Below are 24,938 nucleotides of genomic sequence, written 5' to 3' on the forward strand. Positions count from 1 at the left end.
ACCAGCAGCACCCGGTCCGGCAGCGGCAGACACCACGGCCGGCCACCACCCGGGCCCGTTCCCGCCCCGTTCGCGTACCGCCTTCACCAGCTTCACGAAGCGGTCCATCCGCAAGCCCGTGAACGCCTCCACCCACACCGGCTCAGCCCCCAACACCCCACCCATACAGGTAAAATGCTCAGAACTGAGCCTTCTGCAACACCCTTTAGCAGCCGGTTGTGCCGTCGAGCATCTCGCGCAGGATGTCCAAGTGGCCGTTGTGGCGGGCCGTTTCCTCGGTGAGGTGGTGCAGGATCCAGCGCAGGTCGACGTGGAGGCCGTTGCGGATGGTTCCCCGGGCCTGCTTGTCCAGGTCGTTCCCGGCGACCAGTTCGCGGTAGCGGGCGCTCTGTTCGGCGTATTCGTCGAGCAGCTGCGCGAGCGGGAAGTCGACGGCGATCCGCATCTCGCGGTCGGGGTCCTCATCCGTCATGGGGGCCCGGTCTTCCTCGCCGAGGAAGACCACCTGGAACCAGTAGTACTCGACCCAGCGGAGGTGGTTGATCACTCCGCTCATGGTCATCAGCGGTGAGCCCGGCAGGAGCGCCTTGCGGGCGTTCTCCGCAGAGACGCCTTCGCACTTGGCACGAGCGGTGCCACGCGTGTAGTCGAGAAACGTGGTGAGCTGGGTGCGCTCGTCCCACGCGGGCGGTGTGTCATCGATTCTTGTCATCGCGCGAAGCGTCCCCGATCGCCGCGACCCGTGTCGAGGGATTTGTCGACGGGCGATGGAACGAGAAGCACGTCATCACCTGCGTGGTGTGGTGGACGACGTCAGCGGCTGGCACAAGCTCGCGGCGGGGACAGCCGAGCGGCGCGGGCCCGTCGAGTCGGCGGCCGAGGACGCCGCCAGGCAGCTCCTCGGCCGCGTGGTTTCGCTCGGGACCAGGACCGCCACCCCATGGCGCGTCCTGCAGGTCTCGTCATCCGATGCCGGTCCGGTGCCCGCCCTGGCCTGCCGCGAGGACCGCGGACCGCCCTGGCCTGCGCGAGGACCGCGGACCGCGCCGGCGGCCGTCGAACGGCGCGGGGTCGCCCTCGACATCGGGGCCGGCACTGCGGGCGGTGACCCCTGGGAGGACTTCCTCTTCCGGCCGGCCGACTACTGCGCGATGCTCGCGGAGCTCGGATTCCTGGCTGACGACGCGCTTCTCGGTCTCCGGGGACGCGCCTGTCCACAGGAGGCCGTGGGAGATCCGACCCGGCGGAGCCGGGTCGGATCGGCGAGCGTGACCGGCCGGATCCTCGCGTCAGGTCTCGGTCGAGGACCCGGCGCTGTCGTCAACTCTTGGTCAGGGTGCAGGTATACGTGGCGGTTCCGCTGCCGCTGTAGGCCTCCACATCGACGTAGTACGTGCCGGTCCCGGAGGCGGTTCTGGTGAAGGTGAGGTTCTCGTCGGTGCCGGCGCCGTCATCGACGGAGCGCTCCAGAGTGCCGCCGGCCGAGTCCAGGAGGTAGACGTCGGCGTCGTACGCTGCGGGGACGGCGCAGTTCAGGGTGGCGGTCCGGCCGGCGGCCAGGCTGATCTTGAAGTAGTCGCGGTCGCTCGTCGACTTCATGGTGCCGGTGACGGAGCCGGGTGACGCCAGGGTGGTGGCGTCGTCGGCCGTGCCCCGGGTGTCGTTCGGCTCGCTCTCGACGAGCGTGCTCCCGCCCTGGCTGCCGCAGTTCGCCACGGGCGTGCCGTTGTAGAGATCGGCGTCGGGGACGCCATTGGTGACGCTGCGCAGGTAGTAGCCGCAGGTGGGACGGTTCTTGAAGTCGAAGGTCGCCCCGGGCGTGAGGCGCCAGATCTTGAAGCCGGAGTACGTCAGCGGTTTGCGGTCGACGGCCTGCTCGGGCCGGTGGTCGGCGAGGACGACATAGGCGTCCTGGCCGTATGGGGTGGCCGTGCCGTTGCGGTCGACGAACAGCGAGCCGCCGCCCTCCTCCACGCCGACGCCCCAGGCGGCACCACCCGGTACGAGTCCGTCCTTCACCGCACGGGCGAGGAACGCCATGGTCCGGCCCATCCGGTCGCGGGTCACGAAGTGGGAGTCGTTGACGACGCCGCCGTAGTTCGCCCACTCGAACATGCCGGTGGTGAAGCTGATGTAACGGTCGTAGGGGTTGGCGAGAGCCTCGGAGCTGGTGACGCTCCCGTTGCAGGCGTCGTAGACGAGGGGGCTGTTGATGTGGTGGCCCGCGCTTCCTCCGCCGGAGCCGCCGCCCTTGGCCACGACGGACTCGACGGACGACTCGAGCGCGGTCCCCTTCCATGCGGCGTACCCGCATTGGTTCCCACCGGCGAAGTAGACGAACTCGGCGTTGCGGACGTCCGCGTTGACTTGACTGTTGTTCGCGTCGCCCGCCGTCGTCAGGGTCCATGTCGTGCAGGAGTTCACGCCGGTCAGGCCCATGACGGTGTCGCATTCGGGTGTCCTGCTGCCCGAGGTGGGCGCCGATCCGGCGAGGACGACGACATCGATGCCGCCGGTTCCGCCGCGGATCTCGTCGATGGCCCGCGTCATCGAGGCCGCGACGACGCCGCCGGCGCCGTTCATCGTGAACGCGGGCCCGTTCCACGAGGCGCGACTCGCGTCGGAGGCGTTGCCCAGCCTGACCCTGTCCGCGGCCGCGCGAGCGGGCTGTTGGCTCGCCATGGCCATGGTCACCACCATCAGGGCGACAGCGATCGGTGCGGTCTTGCGCGGGAGACGTGACGTCATCTGTGCTCCAGAGGAAGGGGTGTTGCGTACGGCACCGCGGACCGACGCCACGAGGACGGCTGCTCCCCTCGCAGACTCCGAAGTGTGGTAGCGGAACATACAAGTCATCCGATGAAACGGGAAGACGTAATCCGTCAGCAAACCTTCGAACCGTTAAGAACCACCGAATCCGACAGACAAATACGGGCCAAACGGCACGCAAAGCATCTCGGAGTTCGCGTTACATGAACGTAACGCTAGATACATCTAGTCAACTTGTGGATTGATATGTAACTTCCCGGTTGTGGCCGACGGCCAGAATCCGCCGGCAAGAATCCTCGAGAGGATCCACCCCGATGAACACGCGTCTCGCCCAACGTGCAGCAGCCGCCGCCATGGCGACCACAGCACTCATGTCCCTCTCCGCCTGCGGGGGCGGCGGCTCCACCCCCAAGGCGGCCGACAAGGTCTCCGTCGCCGGTGTGGAGATCGAGAAGGACCAGTCCCTGCACGACGTGCTGCCCGAGGAGATCAAGAAGGCCGGCAAGGTCAGGGTGGCCACCGACGTCCCCTACCCGCCCTTCGAGATGTTCGTCGAGGAGGGCGGGAGCGAGCTGACCGGCCTGGACTACGACCTGGGCCAGGCGCTCGGCGGCAAGCTCGGCGTGACGTTCGCCTTCACCCCGCAGAAGTTCGACGGCATCGTCCCGTCCATCCAGGCCGGCAAGTTCGACGTCGCGATGTCGGCCATCACCGACAACAAGGACCGGCAGAAGGTCGTGGACTTCGTCGACTACTCGCGGTCCGGCTCGGGCATCCTCGTTCCGGAGGGCAACCCGGCCGAGATCACCACCCTGGACACCCTGTGCGGACAGAAGGTCGCGGTACAGGCCGCGACCAACCAGCTCGATCTGCTGAAGGGCCATCAGGCGGTCTGCGCGAAGGCGGGCAAGGGGAAGATCGACATCCAGACCTTCCCCAAGGACTCCGACGCCCAGCTCGCCCTGCGCTCCGGCAAGGCCGTCGCCCAGGTCCTCACCAAGCCCGCCGCCGGATGGGTCGCCAAGACCGCCGACGACGGCAAGGCCTTCGACCTCGTCGACGACCCCGAGGCGCCCGGCGGCTACAACGCCTCTCCCAACGGCATCGCCGTCAGCAAGCGACTGCCCGAACTGACCGACGCGATCCTCAAGGCCCTGCAGGCCCTCATCGACGACGGCACCCTCACCAAGATCTACGACCGGTACGGCGTCGCGTCGATCGCCGTCCCGAAGGCCACCAAGAACGCGGCGGTGGACTAGAGATGATCAGCACCGAAGCACCCGTCGTGACCGTCCCCAAGGGCGATCCGCACGCCCAGGACCTCGAAGTCGTCCCCCTCCGCAACTACGGGCGCTGGATCGCCGCGGTCGCGTCGCTGCTGGCCCTCGTCGGACTGATCGGCTCTCTCGCCAAGAACGACAACCTGCGCTGGGACGTCGTCGGCCACTACCTCTTCGCCGACCTCATCTTCGACGGACTCGCCACCACCCTCTGGTTGACCGCCGCCGCCATGGCCCTCGGCCTGGCCCTCGGAACACTGATCGCCGTCATGAGGCTGTCCACCAGCCCCGTGCTCCACGGTCTCGCCACCGCGTTCGTCTGGGTCTTCCGCGGCACCCCGCTGCTCGTGCAGATCATCTTCTGGGGTTACGCGGCCGCTCTCTACCAGTACGTGAAGATCGGCGTCCCGTTCACCGACATCACGTTCTTCCAGGCCGAGACCAACTCCCTGCTCACCCCCGCGATCGCGGCCCTGCTCGCCCTGGGCCTCAACGAGGCCGCCTACGCCTCGGAGATCGTCCGCGCCGGCATCCAGTCCGTCGACCCCGGCCAGACCGAGGCCGCGCACTCGCTCGGCATGCGGCCCGCGCTCACCATGCGACGGATCGTCCTGCCCCAGGCCATGCGCGTCATCATCCCGCCGATGGGCAACGAGACCATCAACATGCTCAAGATGACCGCCCTGGTCTCGGTCATCTCCGCCCACGACCTCATGTCGAACATCCAGGACGTGTACGCCCAGAACTACCAGGTCATCCCCATGCTGGTAGTCGCCAGCCTCTGGTACCTCGCTCTCGTCACCCTGCTCGGCATCCCCCAGGCCCGGCTGGAGCGACGCTACGGCCGCGGTACCACGGGGGCCGAGCAGGTCTCTCCGCTCCGGCGCGTGCTCGGCGGAGCCATGGAGCGGATCGGCGGGAACGACAAGGAGCGGATCCGATGAGCACTCCCATGGTGCGTGCCCAGGGCGTACGCAAGCATTTCGGCAGGCTCGAGGTGCTCAAGGGCATCGACCTGACCGTGGAGCGCGGGCAGGTCTGCTGCCTCCTGGGACCCTCCGGTTCCGGCAAGTCGACCTTCCTGCGCTGCATCAACCACCTGGAGAAGGTCGACGGCGGCAGACTCACCGTCGACGGAGAACTGGTCGGATACCGGCAGCACGGCAACAGGCTGCACGAACTGCGCGAGCGCGAAGTCGCCGAGCACCGACGGAACATCGGCATGGTCTTCCAGCGCTTCAACCTCTTCCCGCACATGACAGCTCTGGAGAACGTCATGGAGGCCCCCGTCAAGGTCGGCTCCGTCGCCAGGAGCGCCGCCCACGAACACGCACAGAGCCTCCTCGAACAGGTAGGTCTGGCGGACAGGGCCCGCCACTATCCCGCCCAGCTGTCCGGCGGACAGCAGCAGCGCGTCGCCATCGCCCGCGCACTCGCCATGAAGCCCAAGCTGATGCTCTTCGACGAGCCCACCTCCGCCCTGGACCCCGAACTCGTCGGCGACGTCCTCGACGTCATGCGGCAGCTCGCCGCCGACGGCATGACCATGGTCGTCGTCACCCACGAGATCGGCTTCGCCCGCGAGGTCGGCGACACCGCCGTCTTCATGGACGAAGGCGTCGTCGTCGAAACCGGCGACCCCCGTCAGGTACTCGTCGACCCGGAACAGGAACGCACCCGCGCGTTCCTGTCCAAGGTCCTGTGAGCGCCCCTGCCCGCCGGCGGGAACTGGCCACGGAACTCCTCGACCTGGCCCGCGCCCGCCGCTCCGCGTACCTGCGCGATCTCGAGACGCTCGTCTCCATCGACTCCGGGTCCTACAGCGCCACCGGAGTCGACAAGGTGGCGAACTGGGTGGAGCGGCGCCTGGGCCTCCTCGGATTCGACGTCGAACGCGTCAGCTTTCCGCCGGAAGCCGGACAGCGGTCCGGCGACGCGCTGATCGGCCGCAGACGAGGCACGCTCCCCGAATCCCAGGGCGGCCGGAGGATTCTGCTCGCGGGCCACATGGACACCGTCTTCGAGGACGGAACCGCCGCCGCGCGCCCCTTCCGGACGGACGGCTCCCTCGCCTACGGCCCGGGGGTGAGCGACGACAAGGGAGGCCTGCTGGCAGGCCTCACCGCCCTGGAGGTCCTCGCCGAACACGGTACCGAGGCCTACGACGAACTGGTGTTCCTGGCCACGCCCGACGAGGAGATCGGCTCACCGGCCAGCCGTGGCCTCATCGAGCGCACGGCCACGGGCGTGCACTACGGTCTCGGACTCGAATGCGCCCGGGAGAACGGCGACCTCGTCATCGCCCGCAAAGGCGTAGCCGACTTCCGCCTCACCGTCACCGGCAGAGCGGCGCACGCCGGCATCGAACCGGAGCGCGGCTCCAATGCCGCCCTCGCGGCCGCGCACCTGATCGTCGCCCTCCAAGCCCTCAACGGCCACTGGGCCGACGTGACCCTCAACGTGGGCGTGGTCAGGGCCGGCACGCGTGCCAACATCGTCTGCCCGGAAGCCGAACTGCGCGTCGAAGTGCGAGCGGCCACCACGGCCGGCGTCCGGCGCATGAAGCGGGCCATCCAGGAAGCCGCGGACCGTCCCGCCGTACCCGGCACCAGCGTCGTCGTCGAGCAGCTCGACCTCTGCCCGCCGATGGAGGAGACCCCTGCCTCGCGCCGCATGCTCGACAAGGCCCGGCAGGCAGCACGGGCGGTCGGCGTGGAACTGGGCGCCACGGCCACGGGCGGAGTCGGGGACGCCAACCTCATCGCCGGAGCGGGAGTCCCGACCCTCGACGGGCTCGGACCCATCGGCGGCGCCGACCACACCCCCCAGGAATGGCTGGACATCTCCAGCGTCCCCCATCGCGTCGCCGTACTCGCCGTGCTCATCGCCTCCCTCGGTGACGTGAGGAACGCCTGAAACGTCTCCGGCCGGGCGCACCCGCGAGGTCCCTCGCACGCCGTTGCCCGCCCTCCCCCGTCCGGCGGAAGCACCTGCCGCACCCCCGCGCCCGCGCGGAACCGGCCTCGGCACCCGTACGCGGGCAAGGGTCCGGTCCGACTCATCCACCACCCGATCCACGGAGGTACTCATGCGCGCGTCCTCAGGACCCGCCCGCCGCACCGTTCTCACGTGCGGCATCGCCCTCGCCCTCCTCGCCGCGGCCCCTGCCGCCCGAGCCGAGCCCGAACGCCCCGGTCGCCACGCCGGCTCCCTCGTCCTGATCGGCGGAGCGCTCGAAGAGAGCAACACGGCGGTCTACGGCGAGATCATCCGGCGCGCCGGCGGGCCCGCCGCGCGCATCGGAGTCATCACCGCCGCCTCCGTGCCCGAGAGCCAGGACCCCGACGCCGACGACCCGGACCTGTGCGGCAATTCCGCGTGCAACGGGGCCTACTACGCCGATCTCTTCAAGAGGCACGGCGCGGCCGACGCCGAGTGGATCCCGCTCGACATCGACCACGTGGCGAACGCCGAATCGGACGCCGTCGTCGCCCAGGTCAACTCCATGACCGGCTTCTTCTTCGGCGGCGGCGACCAGTACCGCTACGTCACCACCCTGCTGCGCGGCGACCGGCACGCGGATTCCAAGGTCCTCGCCGCCATCCGTGCCAAGCTCGCCCGGGGAGCGGTGGTCTCCGGCTCCTCCGCCGGCGCGCAGATCGCCGCCGGCCCGGACATGGTCAGCGGCGGCGAATCCCACGAAGGTCTGAGGGACGGCAGCGCCCCCGGATACTTCGACGACCCCAGCAGACTCGGCTACATCCCTCAGGGCGGCTTCGGGTTCCTGCGGTCCGGACTCATCGACACGCACACCGGAGCCTACGGGCGGGAAGGCCGGGCGTTCCGCCTGGCCGCCGACACCGGCCACGACCGTGTCTACGCGCTGGAGGAGAACACCGCCCTGGTCGTCGACGCCCCGGGCAGCCGGCACGAGCGGATGACGGTCCTCGGCCCCAACGGCGTCGCCGTCCTGGACCTGCGCGACGTACGCACCCGGTCCGACGCCGGCTGGAGCATGCGCGGGGCCCGGTACACCTATCTCACCCGAGCGGACCGCTACCACCCGAACAGCTGGTCGGTCCGTCCCGCTCCGGACAAGCGGCGCCTGCGCCCCGTCGGCACGACACCTGTCCCCGCCAACAACGACGTCTTCTTCTCCGTGTCCAACCCCGCCGGCACGCCGTACTCCTTCCGCACCACCGCGCGCGCTCTCGCGTCGACCAGGACACAGAGCACCGCGACCGCCACCACCTTCGAGGCCGATCCCCGCTTCACCGTCACCTTCACCAAGGCCGAAGGCTTCAGCGCCTGGACGAACGACGGCGCCGTTCCGCAGACGCTCGTCGATCTGCGCGTCGACATCGCGCCACGATGACCGTCTCGGCGGGGCCGGTCCACACGTACCGGCCCCGCTCGGCCTGCCACCGGTCCCGAGGACCTCGGCTCACACGGAGGGCCCCATGACAACCGGCCTCCTCGCCGACGACATCCGGCGCGGACTCGGCACGCTCACGCCGGCAGAACGCAGAGTCGCCCGCGTCCTGCTCGCCGCCTACCCCTCGGCGGGCTTCGAGACCGTCGCCACCGTCGCCGAACGCGCGGGCGTCAGCGCCCCGACCGTCCTGCGCTTCGCGGCACGCCTGGGTTACCACGGATACCCGGACTTCCAGGCCGCCCTGCGCCACGAACTCGACGAACGCAACGCCTCCCCGGTCCATCTCTACGAAACAGCGGGCGAGGCGGCCTTCCCTCGGTCCCCGGACGGCCTGATGGCCCACAGCGCGGGCCTCTTCGGCAGCGCCCTGGCCCGGACGTTCGCCGAGATACCGCCCCACGACCTCCGGACCGCCGTCTCGCTCCTCGCCGACCGCAAGCGCCGCGTCACTCTGACCGGCGGCCGGTTCACCCACGTCCTGGCCCAGTACCTCGGACTGCACCTCATGCAACTCCGCGAAGAGGTCCGCTTCCTGCCCGACCGGGACGTCGAGCGCGCGGCCGCACTCACCACCTTCGGCAGGCGTGATGTCCTGGTCGTCTTCGACCACCGGCGCTACGAGGACGACAAGCAGGCCGTGGCGCGACTCGTCCGGGAGAACGGCGGCAGAGTCATCGTCTTCACCGACGCGTGGCTGTCACCGGCCGGCGCCCACGCGGAAGTCGTGCTCCCCAGCCGTGTCGACACCCCTTCTCCTTACGACAGCCTCGTCCCCACGCTCGCCGTCGTCGAGACCGTGGTCGCCGACCTCGTCGTCACCCTCGGCAACGCCGCCTACCGGCGCATGAAGCACGGCGAGGAGATCGCCCGCCGCGTGCACCTGGTCTGACCCGAAAGACCGGCCGTCGCCCCGCGCAGTGCCCCGAAGCCCGGGCCGCGGGCGCCTTCCTCTCACAGCAGGCCGGTGCGGCGGGCCACGCTCTCGGCCAGCTTCATCCTTTCGTGCCCCTCGCCTCCGACCCGGTCGAGCACGGCGGCGACCAACGACTCGATGAGAGCCAGTGCCGGCGTGAGACTGTCGTACGGGGAGTCGGACGTCACCTGGGTGACGAGGACGACGTCGGCGTGAGCCGCGGCCGGGGAGAGCCAGGGGTCCGTGAAGACGATGACCTTCCCCCCGCGTTCGCGGGCCAACTCGGCGATGACGGTCTTGTCGGCCTCGTAACGCCGGTAGTCGAAAAGTACGGTGACGTCGCGACGAGCGAGTTGTGTGAGGAAGGAAGCCCGTTCCACATCCCTGTCGGGAAAGAGGCTCACCTGGTCGCGGAACTGTGTCAGATGCAGACCCAGATACCGGGCCAGCAGATGGGTGAACCTGCCGCCCGCGACGTGAACGCGGCGTCGTGGGTCGCTCAGGAGACGCACCGCGTCGCCGAACTCCTGCGGGGCGACCTCCTTGAAGGTCTGGGACACGGCCTGCTGCACGAGCGCCAGGCGCTCTCCGAGGCGGGGACCGGACGCCTCTTCCGAACGGTCCGGTGCGTCGTGCCGGGACGACCCGGAGGTCTCGTACAAGGTGATCGGGGAAGCGGTGCGCGCGTCGAGTTCGAGCCGCAGAGCGGCCTGCAGGTCGGGGAAGCCCTTGTAGCCCAGCCGGGACGCACAGCGCAGCACCGTGGGAGCGGAGACCGAGGCGCGCGCCGCGATCGTGGCGACCGTCTCGAAAACCGCGGCCGGATATCCTGCCAGCAAGACCCGTGCGACCTTGCGCTCGGCCGGACTGAGATCCCCCAGCCTGTCGCGGATCTCATCGGCCAGCGTAGGACTCATGGACTTTCCTCCCTGCGTGGTCAGATCGCCGTGGCTTGCCGCCGTTCCCGGCTGCGACCTGACGGACCCGCCCCCGTACTGAAGACTCCGGACGTACAGGCGGCGCTTTCTCCTTCGCCAAATGTATCGCCTGTTACGTACGAGCCGCAGGGAACCCGCAGAGTGCGCACCGCCTCCTCCGGCTCCACGCGGGAGCAGGCACGGACTCCTCCGCCCTTGGACCATGCGGAGAGGTCCGCCCCATTGCGCACCTGTGCGCCGCGGCGACGGCCACGGGCCAGAGGTCCGCGGGGCGTACGGCGACCGCGGCGAGGGCGCGGCCTTGGAAGGCGCACACGGCCGGCTCCGCCGCGCGCGCCACAGCGCCCCTCCCGGCCCCGGCCCATCACGCTCCTGGGCCCGGTCGTCTCCTGCTGGGCAAGCCGTCCTCGAAAGGCGGTTCGTCACCACCTCAGAAGGCTTGTCCGGGCCAGGTCCGGCGGCGGAACAGGCCGCGCCCCCCTCGCCCTCCCCTCCGCCTCTGGCATCTCCCGTGCGGCGTCCTCCTGTGCCCGCCGCACGACACGCTCGGCTCCGACCCGCCGGCCATCGCCGTGGCGGGGGCTACGGACGGGTCAGCCAGGCCGTGCGCTCATCGTGGGCGAAGCGGGCGAAGGAGATCGGCTCCCGGCCGAGGACGGTACGGACGTCGTCGGTGACGCCTGCGGCCAGGTTGAAGCGGCAGGCGCTGTAGAGCGCGAGCATGACAGCCGCCTCGGCGCGCGGTGTCCCCAGCGCCCGGCGGTGGCGCCAGAACTCCAGTGGTCCTGGTGACGTGTAGCGGACGGGTCGGCCCAGCTCCCCGCTGATCAGGTCGGCGGCTTCGGTGTAGTTCAGGGCGGTGGCGCCGGTGGGGGTGACAGCCTCCCGCACCAGGGAGTCACCGGTCAGGGCACGGGCGGCGACGGCGGCGACGTCTCGGACGTCGACGAAGGAGGTCCGGCCGCCGCCGGCGGGAACGATGATCCGGCCCAGGTCGCGGATCTCGGCGGCATGGGTCGTGGAGAGGTTCTGCATGAAGAACCCGGCACGGACGAACGTCCACTCCACGCCAGAGGTGCGCAGCCAGCTCTCCAGGGCGTGGTGGGGAACGGCCGGGTTGCGGTCGGCGCCCTGCAGGGAGAGCAGGACCATCCGTTCGACGCCGTACCCACGAGCCGCGGACAGGGCCGGCAGCATGTCTTCCTCGACGCGGGAGATCCGGGGCGGCCGCATCACGAACATGGATGTCGCCCCGCGCATCGCTCCCCGCCAGGTCCGCGGATCCGTGAAGGAGAAGGGCACGGCCGTCGCAGCGGCGTCGGGGGCGGGCCGGTGGACAGCCGCGCGGGCAGGCACGCCCTGCTCAGTCAGTTCGCGCAGTACGTGGCGGCCGACCCTGCCGGTCGCGCCGGTGACCAGAACGGTCATGGTCCCTCCTCGTGCGGTCGCCGAGTCACGGCGTCCGGTGTGCACGTCATGGTCCCGGCTCGTCCCACCGGTCGCCGCGCGCCGCGCCGTAGGGGACCGGCGGAGGGGGGTCTCGCCGGGGCATTCACGGGGTGACGTGGATCATGGAGAGTCCCGAGGCGGTGACGGCCTCGCGGATCTCGTCGTAGGAGGGGACTCGGTCGACGTTGATCCGTATGCCGAGGCGGCGTTGCGCCTTCGCGGGACCGAGCTCGGTGATGAGGCCGCGGTAGACGGTGGTGACCTCGTCGGGTTCGGCGACCAGGACGGCGCGAGCCGGGCGCCGGGCGCCGTGCAGGGTGACGTGGATGTCGCGGCCGCCGGCGAAGTTGTGACGCCAGCCGCTGTTGGTGAACACCGTGACTCGGCCGTCGACGAGGTGGTAACCGGCCGGTACGTCGAAGGGGCGGCCGCTCTTGCGTCCCGTGAAGTGCAGGATCAGCAGCGTGTCCCCCGCTTTGCCGCGTGCGGCCAGTCGTCGTACCACCGGGTTGACGACTTTCATGAGAACGGTAGGGGGGTGTCGGCGTTCGAGGGCGGGGCGAGGGGCGGCCATCGTGTCGTCTTCCTGGGTCAGGGAGCTGGGGGTGGTGCGGGGCTCGGGCCGAGGTGCGGGGAGTCGAGCCATTCGGGGTCCGTGGTCAAGAGCGAGCGGAGCAGGGCGAAGGACTGGCGCACGGACCGCGCCGCGCCGTTCCCGTCATCGGCCCGGTGGGCCCAGCGCATCGTCCCCGCACGCAGTGCCACCGCACACATGCCCGCCAACAGCACGGCCGTCTCGTCCGTGGCCGGGCGGCGGGTGCGGCGCGCGACGAGAGACGCGAGATCTCTCTCCACCGCCGCGAACCCGGCGCTCAGTGCCGCGAGAACCGCGGGGGTCCCTTCGGCGACGCGTACCGCCCTGGCGGCTTCGTCGTGGTCGACCTCCAGCCGCTCCAGAGGCGTCGCGAGCAGGTCACCGAGGTCCTCCACCACGGAACGCAGGTCGACATCGGGCGAGGCGGCGAATCTCTCGGCGGCCTCCGCCGCCGGTGCGGCGGGCCACACGGCCAGTACGGATTCCTTCGACGGGAAGTAGTTGAAGAAGGTACGGGGTGACACCCCCGCCTCCTGCGCCACGGCCTCGACCGTCACGTCGTCGAAACCGCGCTCTTCCATCAACCGCAGGGCCACCGAACGCAACAGCGCCTTCGTCTCGCGGCGTCGCCGGTCCCTCAGGCCTTCGGGCGGTGCAGGCCGTTCGCCATCCATGTTCACATGATTGCACAGCCTGCAGTATTTGCAGCCACTGCAATTCTATTCTATGGTCTCATTCGAGTCGGAATGGCGAGAAGTGATCTTCCGCAGTGCGGCTCCAGCCCTGTACAGGGGCTACTGGCGGCCGGGTCGCGCACCCCCCGAGTGCGACCCGGCCCGCTCGTGCCGGACGAGCGAATCCACGCCGTCGGCGGCCCGGGGGCCGCGCGGGCACGGCCCGGACGGCCCGTCAGCCGGGCTCGGCGGGCGAGGGTAGGCCCAGGACGGCACACCCGACCCCGGCAACCCGTTCGGGCGTGGAAGCGGAGTCGGGGGACGGCGACAGCATGTGGCTGATCGTCAGGCGCACCACCGCGTCGGCGGCCTCGGACCGTCGCCACGAGGGCGCTTCGGCCGCCACGACGTCCAGCCACGCGGCGACCAGTTCTCGTGCGGCGGTGAGCACCGGTTCCGGCCGGCTGGTCAGGAACGGGAGCAGCGCGTCCGTGCCGCCCCGGGCCGCCCGTACCACCGCGGCGATGAAGGGGTTGCGCTCCGCCTCGATCAAGGCATGGGCGACGCCGGTCGTCAGGGCGGCGCCGACATCACCGGGCCGGCTTTCGAGGGCGGCGCCGACGGCGAGCAGAAACCTTCCGGTCTCCCGTTCGACCAAGGCCCGCCCGACTCCGGCGCGGTCGCCGAACTCCGCGTAGACGGAAGGCCGGGAGACCTCGGCACGCCGGGCGAGGTCGGCCATCCGCACCCGGTCCCAGCCCGCCTCGGCAGCGAGTAGCCACGCCTCTTCCAGTACCCGCTCCCGCATCCGCTTGCGCCAGGCGACCCGGGGAGGGTCGGGCGGATCGGAGACGGGCACCTGCGCATCGATCACGTACCCCACCCTCCCCATGTGATGGATCATCAGAATATTGACACGGAGCAACCTTTGTCAGCGAAGCGTGGAGGTGTCACGCTCGGCCCTCCCCCACAGAGGAGTCCCCGTGGCCGACCGCCCTTCCCCCGCCGCCCTGACGTGGCGTGATCCGAAACGCCACCTGTGGCTGCTCGCCCTGGCCGTCCCCACGCTTCCCTTCCAGGCGGGCGGCCTGGCCGAGCTGACGGGAATCGGCCTGTTCTGGTGGTGGGGCCCCTTCTTCACCTTCGTCCTGGTGCCCCTGCTCGACCAGGTGCTGGGGGCCGACGACACCAACCCTCCGGAAGCGGTGATGGAACTGCTGGAGGCGGACCGCTACTACCGCTGGTGCACCTACCTCTACCTGCCACTGCAGTTCGGCGCGCTGGTGTGGGCCTGCGACAGGTGGGCCGGGGGCGGGCTCTCCACGGCGGAGGGCCTGGGCCTCGCCGCGACCACGGGCGTCGTGGCCGGGGTCGCCATCAACACCGCCCACGAACTCGGCCACAAGCGCGAGGAGCTGGAGCGGCGGCTGAGCCGCATGGCACTGGCACAGGCCGGTTACGGGCACTTCGGCGTGGAGCACAACCACGGCCACCACGTGCGCGTCGCCACCCCCGAGGATCCCGCCAGCTCCCGCATGGGCGAGAGCTTCTGGCGCTTCCTCCCGCGCACGGTGGGAGGCGGCGTGCGCTCGGCGTGGCACCTGGAACGACGCAGGCTGGAACGGCGCGACCGGCCGGTGTGGAGCCGGCACAACGACGTCCTCACGGCCTGGTCCATGACGGTCGTGCTGTTCGGCGCGCTGACCGTCGTCTTCGGTCCGGTCGTCCTGCCCTTCCTGCTCCTGCAGGCCGTGCTGGGCTTCTGCCTGCTGGAGACGGTGAACTACCTGGAGCACTACGGACTGCTCCGGCAGCGACGGCCGGACGGCCGGTACGAGCGCGTGACACCGTCCCACAGCTGGAACAGTGACCACACCCTCAGCAACCTGTTCCTCTTCCAGCTCCAGCGGCACTCGGACCACCACGCCAACCCACTGCGCCGCTACCAGACCCTGCGCCACTTCGAAGAGGCGCCCCAGCTCCCGTCCGGCTACGCCACCATGATCGCCCTGGCCTGGTTCCCGCCCCTGTGGCGCCGGGTGATGGACCGACGGCTCCTCGCCCACTACGGAGGCGACACCGCCCTGACGAACCACTGACCGGGCCCCGCCGGTCAAGGGCCCTCGCAGGTGGTCCTCCCGGGGCCGTCGTTCCGGCCGCCTTCCCTCGGCCGACGAGGCCGTGTGCGGCACCGGGCACGGCCTCGTCCCAGACGCGCGGCGCGTCCAGGAAGGCCGCCGGGTCGTCGCGGTGCGGGGTGCGACCGGTGCCCGGCAGGACGCGCACCCGTGTTCCGAAGCGCCGCAGCCGATTGCGCCCGGAACTGCTCAGCCGCCGGCAGCGCCGTCCCCTACAGTGCCGAAAGCATGACGGCACTCGCGTCCTTCGCCTTCGTGCGCCACATGGACGGGCTCCGCCACCACTTCGAACGCGACGGCGAGCACAACGGACGCCCCGCCTACCGCCGGACGGACGGGCACGTGCGGTGTGTCTGGTCGCCGACCGACGGCTGGCATTGCGAGATCGCTGACGGTCTCGTCACCGCGCGTCCCCTCGGTAACCACGCTGACGAACCCGAACCCCCGGCCACCGTCTGGCGCAGCTTCAAAGACGACCGCTCCTACCTCTACGACCTCCGGGCCCCCGACCCCGAGGCTTGATCCGCCGGACAGTGCCCAGCAGCGGGCACAAGGGCAAAATCCGGTCATCGGCCTGGACGCGGCTCCACACGGGTTGAAATGATCTCGGCCCTCACCCGTTTTCGCTTACACGAAGGCCAGAGCACGTTGACTCCGCATCAGCCCCCGAGGTCCCGTTCCCACCGGCACGCCGGCTGGGTCGCCGCGCTTGCCGCGGCGGTCCTGGCCATACCGGTCCTCGTCACTCCGGCACGGGCTGCGGCCCCCGGGGACCCCGCCGCCGCTTCCTCCTTCAACCTCAAGCCCGGCCCGGACCTGAGCAGCGCGGTGACCGCGTTGAAGGCGGCCCTGCCGACAGAAGGCGTCCAGGATCTGCTCGACGACGGCAATCGCGTCGCGAAGACCGGCACGTCGTGCACCACCGATCCGTTCGGCACCGGTGACAACGGCGCCGTACTCGCCCCGGCCAGAAAGGTCTGCTGGGACGCGGGCGACGCCGGAACCGCGGAGTGGATCCCGCAGGGCATCACGGGCGTCTCGGACGCCCAGGCCGACGAGCTCTGGGGAGCCCGTAAGCCGCTGGTCACCGCCTGGTACGACAAGGCCAGTACCAGCCTGTGTACGGCCGACCCCGGCACGTGCCCCGACAAGGGCGTGCGGTTGTCGTTCCTGGACCCGGAAACGCCCGTGGCCGGCACCCCCGACGGGCGCCGCTACCGCCACGCCCTCCTGGTCGAGCCGTACTTCAACTCGTACGGCAACGCCTCCTACAAGGCCGTCGACGTCCACGCCGGGGGCATCGCCTGGTACAAGTACTACCTCTACGTCGCAGACACCATGAACGGCCTGCGGGTCTTCGACATGCGCTCCATCCTGGACCTCAACCCCGACCAGAACGCCTCGGTGGACGACACCACGCTCAACGGGCTGAAGAGCAACGTCACGGACGAGAACAAGATCGGCCGTCAGAGCAACGTCTACTACAGCCATACCTACCGGTACGTGATGCCACAGGTGGCGTCGTACAGATTCGTCGCCCCCCAGGGCAACTCGTCCGCGGGCACCTGCGTGGCCACCGGGGCCCCCAAGGCGTCGTACGTCTCCGTGGACCGCAGCGCCCCCACCGCCCCCGCACTGATCATGGGCGAGTACTGCGACTCCGACACCGAGCACCCGGAGAAGGGCCGCGTCGGCGCGGTTCCCATCGAAGACGCTACGGGTCTGCTCAAAGAGGCAGGCGGGACGGTCACCGCGACCTCGGCGTACTACCTGCCCCGTGACCTCACCCAGGGTGCCGCTCGGTACAACGGCATGTACTACTTCAACCGCAGTTACCTCGACAACAGCGGAAGTCTGCGCCGCGCCACCGTCACCGGAGGCCGTCTGACGGACTACGGAAGCAACATCACCAACGCGGTCGGCCCCGAGGACCTGTACGTCGAACACGGTCAGAGCGTGCCGGGCGCCCCCCAGTACCTCTGGTCGCTGACCGAACACCGTGCGGACGGTACGGCGGGCTGCGAAGACGAGGGCTCCCCGTGCGGCCGGGTGATCTACGCCCATCAGCTGAGCGACGTCCTGGCCCGCCCATAACGGCCGGGCAGCCGGCCTGCTGATGGTCATCGAGCCCTTTCAGAGTGGCCGCTGATCGGGTGACGGGCCGGTCCCCCGCGACGCACGAGGCTCCTGAGCTGTTGAGAGAGGCGTTCGACGTCTCGAATCATCAGCACGGGAGCCTCGTTGGTTCCCTGCCGACCCGCGTCCCGGTGAGCCGCGCGCACCGGGACGCGGGCGTGCCGCCGCTTCCACTACACCAGTGGCACGCCCTGCCCCGTGGCCTCGTCTGCCGGACCGGCCCGTATCGACGCGTCGGCTGCGGTCTTTCGGTTGCGGTCTGCCTTCGGTCGGCTGGGCGGCGGCGTTCTTCATACGTTCGACGGTGAGCAGGGCTTCGGAGAACACCTCCAGGAGGGTGTTCACCACACCGTCCTGGTGTCGGCGGATCCGGGCCGGCTCCAGCCCGCAAGTGTCCGCGTCGTACGACTCCCCCTGATGCCGCTCCTCCTTTGCCGACTGGTGAAGCCACCGCGCGAGCGACCCAGGCCCACGCCGCCAGTTTCAGCGGCACGTCCCGCCGCTCCTCGCCCTCGCCGTCACCGCCGAGGACGACATCTCGACCTGCTTCCCCTGGTCGGGGCCAGGTGCCCTGCGCGTTCGTAGAACCGGCGGGCGGCGGTGCAGCGCATCGTCCGCTTGACCGCCTGGCCCACCAGGGCCTTCGACCACACCTACCGATCCCGCCTCGGCGTCGGCACGGGCCTTCGGAGCTCGCCGTTGTAGTGCCCTCGGGCGCCGGCTGGTGGAACTCGCCTCGAAGATGCAGGTCAACGGGAGGCTTTCTTCGCAGGGTGGTGTTGCAGATCACTCGAAAAAACGGAACTCATACTGTCACTTGTGTGACCTATGTGAAGTCTTTGCCCTTTTTCCGCAGGTACTTTTACGACCGCACCACAAGACGGTGCGTCAGAAACTGTGAGACAGAGGAAGTATGACGATCCATATACCCGCTCCGCAGGAGCGGGACCGGCCATGGACCGGGAGAAGCCTGCGGCACATCGCGGGTGGTCTCGCCCTGGCCCTGGCCATCAGCATGCTGGACAGCGCCGGCTCCGCCGTGGCCCAGACCCAGCAGGCGCCCATGGCCGAACCCAAGCCCCAGGCGGTGACGCAGGCGGCCGACATCGCGTCGGCGCGCGTGGCGGCGAAGCTGTCCGGCAAGCGGGTCGAGGCGCTCTCCGAGCGGACCGAGACCTCGACGACCTGGGCCAACAAGGACGGCTCGCTCACCACCGAGCTGGCCGCCGGGCCGGTGCGATTCCAGGACCCCGCCACGGGGACCTGGCGCGGCGTCGACGTCGACCTGGCCGCCCAGGCCGACGGTTCGGTCGCCGCCAAGGCGCACCCGGCCGGGCTGAGGCTGTCGGGCAAGAAGGGCGTCAAGGCGTCCTCGCTGCGTGCGGCGCAGGCCGCTCCCGCCACCGATCTGGTCACCCTGGGCACGGGTGAGGAGCAGATCACGCTGCAGTGGCGCGGCGGACTGCCCGCGCCCGAGCTGGACGGCACGCGCGCCACCTACGTGAACGCGGTGCCCGGCGCGGACGTGGTGGTCGAGGCCACTCGTACCGGTTTCGAGCAGTTCGTCGAGCTCAAGGCCAAGCCCGCCACCGACGGCTTCTCCTACACCCTGCCGCTGAAGACCAAGGGCCTGAAGGTCGAGCAGCAGGCCGACGGCAGTGTGCTGTTCACCGACAAGAAGTCGAAGAAGACCGCGACGATGCCGGCCCCGGTGATGTGGGACGCCACGGTGGACCCCGTCTCGGGTGAGCACACCCGCCGGGTCAAGGTCGCGATGAAGGTCGTCAAGACCAAGGGCGGGGTGGACCTGGTCGTCACCCCGGACGCGAAGTTCCTCGCGGATCCGGCCACGAAGTACCCGGTGACGGTCGATCCCTCGACCTCCAACCTGGGCAACATCTTCGACACCTACGTCCAGCAGGGCGAGACCGTCGACTGGTCCAACGACGTCGAGCTCGACCTGGGCAACCCCGGTACGAAGAACGGTGACGGCACCTGGCGCACGGCCCGTTCCTTCATCACCTGGAACACCGCGCCGGTCTCCGACGCCCTGGTCTCCAGCGCCACCCTGAGCCTGTGGAACTTCCACTCCGGCAACACCGACTGCACCGCGCAGCCGTGGGAGGTGTGGACGGCGAACAACGCCTCCACCGCCTCGCGCTGGACGAACCAGCCGTCCATGGTGACCAAGATGGCCACCTCCACCCAGACCAAGGGAAGCCCGAACTGCTCGGCGCAGCCCGACGGGTGGATCAACGCCGACGTCACCAGCCTGGTCCAGCACTGGGCGAACAACAAGTGGTCCCACGCCGGCATGGGTCTCAAGGCGACGGACGAGAACGACGCCAAGGAGTGGAAGCGGGTCAACTCCGCCAACGCCTCCTCCAACGTCCCCAAGCTGACGGTCACCTACAACTACCGGCCGCGCACCGGCACCAAGCAGGAGGCCGGTCCGCCGTTCTTCTCCTACGGCGGCGCCTACACCGTCAACACCCTCACCCCGACGCTGCGCGACACCTTCGTCGACGTCAACGGTGACAAGGTCAACGGCACCTTCCAGATCTTCGACGCCGTCACCGACACGCAGGTCGGCAACGTCATCGTCTCCCCCTGGGTGAGCTCCGGCCAGGTCGCCTCCGTGACCGTCCCGGCCGGCGTGCTCACCAACGGCAAGACGTACAAGTTCCGCACCAACCCCTACGACGGGGCCCACTACAACCTGGGCTGGTCCGCGTGGAAGACCTTCACGGTCGACACCACCGCGCCCTCCGCCCCCACCGGCGTGACCTCGACCGACTACCCGTCCAGCGCCTGGGTCAAGGGCGCAGGCCAGGCAGGCGTCTTCACCGTCACCCCCAACGGCACCGACCACAACTGGCTCGAGTGGTCACTCGACGGCGTGACCTGGACCAAGGTCGCCACCGGCGGCACGAGCGGCGCCAAAGCCCTCTCCGTCGCCCCGCCCAAGGACGGCACCCACACCCTGCAGGTCCGCTCGGTCGACAAGGCCGACAACAAGTCCGAGGCGATCGAGTACACCTTCCACGCCGGTCCCGGTGGCTTCGTCCAGCCGAGCGAGGGCGAGCGCACCGCCCGCCGTCTGTCCCTCGTGGCGGACGCGGACGGCGCCAAGTACGACAAGGTGTCCTTCTCCTGGCGTCGTTCCGAGGCCGACGCGTGGACGGTCATCCCCGCGGGTGACGTCACCTCCGGCGGCACCCCGCTGACCGCGTGGCCCGTCCCGATGACCGGCGGCAAGAACGCCCCGCTCGTCTGGAACACCACCGACACGGTCAACCCCGACGGCACCGTCCAGATCAAGGCCGACTTCACCGGCCCCGGCGGCAGCGGCACCACCCAGCCGCTGACCGTCGTCGTCGACCGCGGTGCCTCCGGTGCCGCGTCCGACGACATCGGCCCCGGTTCTCTGAACCTCCTCACCGGCGACTACACCCTCTCCGCCACCGATGCGTCCGCGTTCGACCTCGGTGTCTCGCGGACCGCCTCCTCCCGCATGCCCGACCAGGGCGCCAAGCAGGAGGGCCAGGCGGCGATCTTCGGCAAGGAGTGGGTCGCGGGAACGGCGGCCGAGGAGGAGGAGTCCGACTACTCCCACATCCGCAAGGTCTCCGACACCGCGGTCGACGTGGTGCTCGCCGAGGGCGAGGCGGTCCACTTCACGGCCAACGCCGCGAAGAACGGCTGGATCCCCGAGCCCGGCTCCGAGGTGCTCACCCTGAAGGGCTCCACCTCCGGCTCGTTCACCCTCTCGGACACCGAGGGCAATGTCACCGAGTTCACCAAGCCGGATGCCACCGCCACCACCTGGCCGGTCTCCAGCACGCTGCTCGACGGCATGAACAACTCGGCCACCACCGTCGTGTCCGAGACCGTGACCGTGGACGGCAAGAAGCTGGTTCGCCCGAAGAAGGTCATCGCCCCCAACTCCGCCGCCTCGGCCGCGGCCTGCACGGCGGACTCGACCACCAAGGGCTGCCGCGTCGTCGAGTACGTGTACGCGACCACGACGTCCGCCACCACCACCACGTACGGTGACTACAGCGGCCAGGTCAAGGAGATCCGCCTCTGGGCGACCGATCCCGGCGCCACCAGCGCGACGGCCAAGCCCGTGCAGTCCTACGCCTATGACGCCTCCGGGCGACTGCGCGAGGCGTGGAACCCGCAGATCGTGCCCGCGCTGAAGACGGCGTACGACTACGACGCCGCAGGCCGCGTCACGAGCCTCACCCCCGCCGGCGAGCTGCCGTGGGTCTTCACCTACGGCAAGGCGGGCACCAGCTCGGCCTCCGGTGACGGCATGCTCCTCAAGGCGGCCCGGGGGGCGCTCAAGCAGGGCACCCCGGACGTCGTCGAGGGACAGGCCGCGACGAGCGTCGTCTACGAGGTGCCCCTGACGGGCGGCTCCGCTCCCTACGCCATGGCTCCGGCCCAGGTGCGCAACTGGGGCCAGACCGACGCACCGACCGATGCCACCGCCGTCTTCCCCGCCGACGCGGTTCCCACCGGCCACGCCGGTTCCGCCCTGGGCGCCAGTGACTACCAGCGTGCCGCCGTGCACTACCTGGGCGTCTCCGGCCGCGAGGTCAACTCCGCCATCCCCGGCGGACACATCAGCACCAGCGAATACGACCGTTTCGGCAACGCCGTACGGGAACTGTCACCGGGAAACCGCGCCGTCGCCCTCGGCCTCACCGACAGCGACCGCGCCACCCAGGCTCAGCTGGGCATCGCCCAGCTGACCTCCGCCGAGCGCGCCGACCTGCTGGCGAACCGCTCCGTCTACAACGACTCCGGCACCCGGGAGCTGGAAGAGTTCGGTCCGCTGCGCCGGATCGACCTCACCGCCGACCTCAAGGACGGCACGAACACCCTGGTCCCCGCGGGCTCCTCGGTGACCGCGCGTTCCTGGACGGTCAAGGAGTTCGACGCGGGCCGGCCCACGGACGGCACGGCAAAGGTCAAGGACCAGGTCACCAGGGTCACCACCGGCGCACAGGTGCGCGAGCACCCCGGTGTGCAGGGTGAGACCCGCCAGGTGCAGACCGTCTTCGACTGGGCCAAGGGCCTTGCCGTCAAGACCGTCCAGGACCCCGGCGGCCTGGCGCTGACCACGGAGACCCAGTACGACGCTCAGGGCCGTGTCGTCAAGCAGCTGCCGCCCGGTGCCACGGGGACGGACGCGGCGACGCGGGTGAGCACCTACTGGTCCGCCACCGGCACCGGCACCTGCCAGGGCCGGCCCGAGTGGGCCGATCTGCTGTGCTCGACCGGCCCGGCCGGTACGGTCACCGGCAGCTCGCAGCCCAAGGAACTGCCCACCACGGTCACCGAGTACGACCGCTGGGGCAATGCCGCCACGGTCACCGAGACCGCGAACGGCGTCACCCGCACCACGGTCACCTCCCACGACTCCGCGGGCCGGGCGACCGCGGTGAAGGTCACCGGCGGCCTGGGCCAGGGCGTGCCGGAGACCACCACCGAGTACGACCCGGCCACGGGACAGGTGGTCAAGACGGTTTCCCCCACCGCCGGCACCATCACCAAGGCGTTCGACAAGCTCGGCCGCCTGATCTCCTACACCGACGCCGACGGCGGCACCACGAAGACCGAGTACGACCTCCTGAGCCGTCCGGTGAAGGTGTCCGACTCGGTGCCGTCCACGGTCACGTACACCTACGACCACGCGGCCGAACCGCGCGGTCTGGCCACCAGGACCACCGACTCCGTCGCGGGCGTCTTCCAGGCCGCCTACGACGCGGACGGCTCCGTCCGTACGGAGAAGCTGCCCGGCGGCTACACCCTCACCCTCGACGAGGACACCACCGGTTCGCCCTCCTCCCGTGTCTACACGCGGGACAGTGACGGAACCCTCGTCTACTCCGACACCGTGGACGAGTCCGTCCACGGCCAGGTCACCGCACACTCCGGCTGGTCGGAGCAGAACTACCGCTACGACCGGATCGGGCGTCTGACCAAGGTCGAGGACACCGCGGACGGCATCTGCACCCGCCGCGACTACACCTTCGACGCGCGTACCAACCGCACCTCGCTCACCACGGCGGCCGGTGCCGCCGGCGCCGACTGCCCCACCACGGGAGGCACCACCACCAGCCACACCTACGACAGCGCCGACCGCCTCGTCGACGCGGGCTACACCTACGACGCCTACGGCCGTACGACGGCGCTTCCCGGTCACGGAAGCCTCGCCTACTACGCCAACGACCTCGCCTACCAGCAGACCGCGAACGGCAGCCGGCAGACCTGGCAGCTGGACGCCGCACTGCGCTACCGCTCGTTCACGACCGCGACGGGCTCGGGCACCACCTGGACCCAGACCGGTTCCAAGGTCAACCACTACGGTGACGACGGCGACAGCCCGCGATGGGTGACCGAGGACACCGCCGGGACGCTGTCGCGCAACGTCGAGTCGACCGGCGGTGACCTCGCGGCCACGACGAGCAAGACCGGCGACACCACTTTGCAGCTGACCACCATCCACGGCGACGTCGCGCTCCAGCTTCCCCTGGACACGAGCAAGGCCCCCGTGGCACTGGACGCCGACGAGTACGGCAACGCCCGCACCGGCCAGCCGGCGGCCCGCTACAGCTGGCTGGGTGGCAAGCAGCGTTCGTCCGAGACCCTGACCGGGCTCATGCTCATGGGCGTGCGCCTGTACAACCCCGTCAGCGGACGGTTCCTGTCGGCCGACCCCGTATACGGGGGCAACGCGAACGCCTACGAGTACGTCAACGGCGATCCGGTCAACCGCTACGACCTCGACGGCAAGTGGGGGTGGTTCAAGAAGAAGTGGAACAGCTTCAAGAAGAGCTCGGTGGGCCGCCACATTCGCAGGCACCGCAAGTTCTACGGCTGGGCGGCCGCGGCGGGCATCGGCGTCCTCGGCGCCGCGTGCATCGCGGCGACCGCGGGAATCTGCGCCGGAGCGGGCGGCCTGATCATCGGCGCGGCGATCGGCGCCGGCGGAGGAATGGCCAACTACCGCATCGGTACGGCACGCCGCACACGTGGCGGCTACGCCCGCAGCGGGGCCTACGGCGCCGCCGCGGCCTTCCTGCCCGGCTCCTGGGCCCGGATGCGGCAGGTCGGCACCCCGCAGAGCGCGCGCCGGTGGATGGACACGTTCCGTCGTGAGAAGAGCTACGGCAAGCGTCGCGCCAAGGTGAACCAGCACTGGGGCTTCGGCACCCGCTGGATCCGCTGACCACGCGTGGTGAAACCCTGGTGGGGTCCCGGAGACATCCGGGACCCCACCAGGGGCGTACAGCAGGAACGACCAAGCACAACGGAAAGGTGAAGTGCGCAGATGGCAGAAGAGCACGGCTCTGTCACCCCCTCGAAATCCCTCGGCATGGTCCTTGCCGCCGACCGGTTCATGAACACGCCCCGAGGCATCGTGCTCATGTCTTTCCTCGTCATCGTCACAGGCTTCCTCTTTCCCCCGAAGAGCCTGATCATCGGTGCCGTGATCATGGCCTTCTGGATCGCCGTCGGTCTCACCGGCAAGCGGCACGAGAAGCGCCGCTCTCGAAACTCGCGCTGACAGAACGAGAAGAGGTCCGCTGAGGATCT

Annotated in this window: 18 protein-coding genes and 1 pseudogene; 11 read left to right on the forward strand and 8 right to left on the reverse strand. The window is 69.9% G+C overall.

Annotated elements, in window-relative coordinates; genetic code table 11:
• The 3 genes and pseudogenes from ADL08_RS38205 to ADL08_RS15135 all read right to left on the reverse strand — a co-directional run.
• A pseudogene (locus ADL08_RS38205) lies at positions 1 to 165 on the reverse strand (IS5/IS1182 family transposase); the annotation flags it as partial.
• Positions 166 to 205: 40 nt separating this feature from the next.
• Complete coding sequence (locus ADL08_RS15130; protein WP_053643068.1) at positions 206 to 712, reverse strand: DinB family protein; 507 nt, start codon at positions 710 to 712, stop codon at positions 206 to 208.
• 608 nt (positions 713 to 1,320) lie between these two features.
• Positions 1,321 to 2,748, reverse strand: coding sequence for a pre-peptidase C-terminal domain-containing protein (locus ADL08_RS15135; protein ID WP_234352146.1), 1,428 nt, complete (start codon positions 2,746 to 2,748; stop codon positions 1,321 to 1,323).
• Between the two features lie 335 nt (positions 2,749 to 3,083).
• Between ADL08_RS15135 and ADL08_RS15140 the strand changes: the two genes are divergently transcribed.
• From ADL08_RS15140 to ADL08_RS15165, 6 genes are all read left to right on the forward strand, one after another.
• Positions 3,084 to 4,028, forward strand: a complete 945-nt coding sequence (locus ADL08_RS15140; protein WP_078968365.1) for an ABC transporter substrate-binding protein — start codon at positions 3,084 to 3,086, stop codon at positions 4,026 to 4,028.
• Between the two features lie 2 nt (positions 4,029 to 4,030).
• Positions 4,031 to 4,993 (forward strand): amino acid ABC transporter permease, encoded by a 963-nt coding sequence (locus tag ADL08_RS15145; RefSeq protein ID WP_053643072.1) that lies wholly within the window; start codon positions 4,031 to 4,033, stop codon positions 4,991 to 4,993.
• Positions 4,990 to 5,754: an amino acid ABC transporter ATP-binding protein gene (locus tag ADL08_RS15150; RefSeq protein WP_420709636.1), complete on the forward strand. Its 765-nt coding sequence runs from the start codon at positions 4,990 to 4,992 to the stop codon at positions 5,752 to 5,754. The genes ADL08_RS15145 and ADL08_RS15150 overlap by 4 nt, the downstream gene beginning before the upstream one ends.
• Positions 5,751 to 6,965: a M20 family metallopeptidase gene (locus ADL08_RS15155; RefSeq protein WP_053643076.1), complete on the forward strand. Its 1,215-nt coding sequence runs from the start codon at positions 5,751 to 5,753 to the stop codon at positions 6,963 to 6,965. Before ADL08_RS15150 ends, ADL08_RS15155 begins: the two co-directional genes overlap by 4 nt.
• Before the next feature lie 172 nt (positions 6,966 to 7,137).
• A complete protein-coding gene (locus ADL08_RS15160) occupies positions 7,138 to 8,424 on the forward strand; it encodes a cyanophycinase (RefSeq protein ID WP_053643078.1) in 1,287 nt (428 codons plus the stop codon).
• 85 nt (positions 8,425 to 8,509) lie between these two features.
• Positions 8,510 to 9,373 (forward strand): MurR/RpiR family transcriptional regulator, encoded by an 864-nt coding sequence (locus ADL08_RS15165; RefSeq protein ID WP_053643080.1) that lies wholly within the window; start codon positions 8,510 to 8,512, stop codon positions 9,371 to 9,373.
• A gap of 62 nt (positions 9,374 to 9,435) precedes the next feature.
• On the opposite strand, the gene ADL08_RS15170 is transcribed toward ADL08_RS15165, so the two are convergent.
• The 5 genes from ADL08_RS15170 to ADL08_RS15190 all read right to left on the reverse strand — a co-directional run bounded on the left by ADL08_RS15170 (position 9,436) and on the right by ADL08_RS15190 (position 13,927).
• Entirely contained in the window at positions 9,436 to 10,314 is an 879-nt protein-coding gene (locus ADL08_RS15170) for a MurR/RpiR family transcriptional regulator (protein ID WP_053643081.1), read from the reverse strand.
• Positions 10,315 to 10,917: 603 nt separating this feature from the next.
• Positions 10,918 to 11,763: an NmrA family NAD(P)-binding protein gene (locus ADL08_RS15175; protein ID WP_053643083.1), complete on the reverse strand. Its 846-nt coding sequence runs from the start codon at positions 11,761 to 11,763 to the stop codon at positions 10,918 to 10,920.
• 124 nt (positions 11,764 to 11,887) lie between these two features.
• Positions 11,888 to 12,307 carry a nitroreductase/quinone reductase family protein gene (locus tag ADL08_RS15180; protein WP_053643085.1) on the reverse strand — a complete coding sequence of 140 codons (420 nt, stop codon included), beginning with the start codon at positions 12,305 to 12,307 and terminating at the stop codon, positions 11,888 to 11,890.
• A 68-nt stretch (positions 12,308 to 12,375) separates the two neighbouring features.
• On the reverse strand, positions 12,376 to 13,053 hold the full coding sequence (locus ADL08_RS15185) for a TetR/AcrR family transcriptional regulator (protein WP_078968366.1): 678 nt from the start codon (positions 13,051 to 13,053) through the stop codon (positions 12,376 to 12,378).
• 235 nt (positions 13,054 to 13,288) lie between these two features.
• A complete protein-coding gene (locus ADL08_RS15190) occupies positions 13,289 to 13,927 on the reverse strand; it encodes a TetR family transcriptional regulator (RefSeq protein ID WP_053643090.1) in 639 nt (212 codons plus the stop codon).
• 109 nt (positions 13,928 to 14,036) lie between these two features.
• On the opposite strand from ADL08_RS15190, the gene ADL08_RS15195 reads away from it, so the two are divergent.
• The 5 genes from ADL08_RS15195 to ADL08_RS15215 all read left to right on the forward strand — a co-directional run bounded on the left by ADL08_RS15195 (position 14,037) and on the right by ADL08_RS15215 (position 24,909).
• Positions 14,037 to 15,152, forward strand: coding sequence for an alkane 1-monooxygenase (locus ADL08_RS15195; RefSeq protein ID WP_234352147.1), 1,116 nt, complete (start codon positions 14,037 to 14,039; stop codon positions 15,150 to 15,152).
• 267 nt (positions 15,153 to 15,419) lie between these two features.
• On the forward strand, positions 15,420 to 15,713 hold the full coding sequence (locus ADL08_RS15200) for a hypothetical protein (RefSeq protein ID WP_053643092.1): 294 nt from the start codon (positions 15,420 to 15,422) through the stop codon (positions 15,711 to 15,713).
• Between the two features lie 126 nt (positions 15,714 to 15,839).
• Positions 15,840 to 17,285 (forward strand): hypothetical protein, encoded by a 1,446-nt coding sequence (locus tag ADL08_RS15205; protein WP_053643094.1) that lies wholly within the window; start codon positions 15,840 to 15,842, stop codon positions 17,283 to 17,285.
• A 1,057-nt stretch (positions 17,286 to 18,342) separates the two neighbouring features.
• Complete coding sequence (locus tag ADL08_RS15210; protein WP_107092091.1) at positions 18,343 to 24,570, forward strand: DNRLRE domain-containing protein; 6,228 nt, start codon at positions 18,343 to 18,345, stop codon at positions 24,568 to 24,570.
• A 102-nt stretch (positions 24,571 to 24,672) separates the two neighbouring features.
• Positions 24,673 to 24,909: a hypothetical protein gene (locus ADL08_RS15215; protein ID WP_053643096.1), complete on the forward strand. Its 237-nt coding sequence runs from the start codon at positions 24,673 to 24,675 to the stop codon at positions 24,907 to 24,909.
• Positions 24,910 to 24,938 lie beyond the last annotated feature (29 nt).

The organism is Streptomyces sp. NRRL F-6492, assembly GCF_001280125.1.
Classification (GTDB): domain Bacteria; phylum Actinomycetota; class Actinomycetes; order Streptomycetales; family Streptomycetaceae; genus Streptomyces.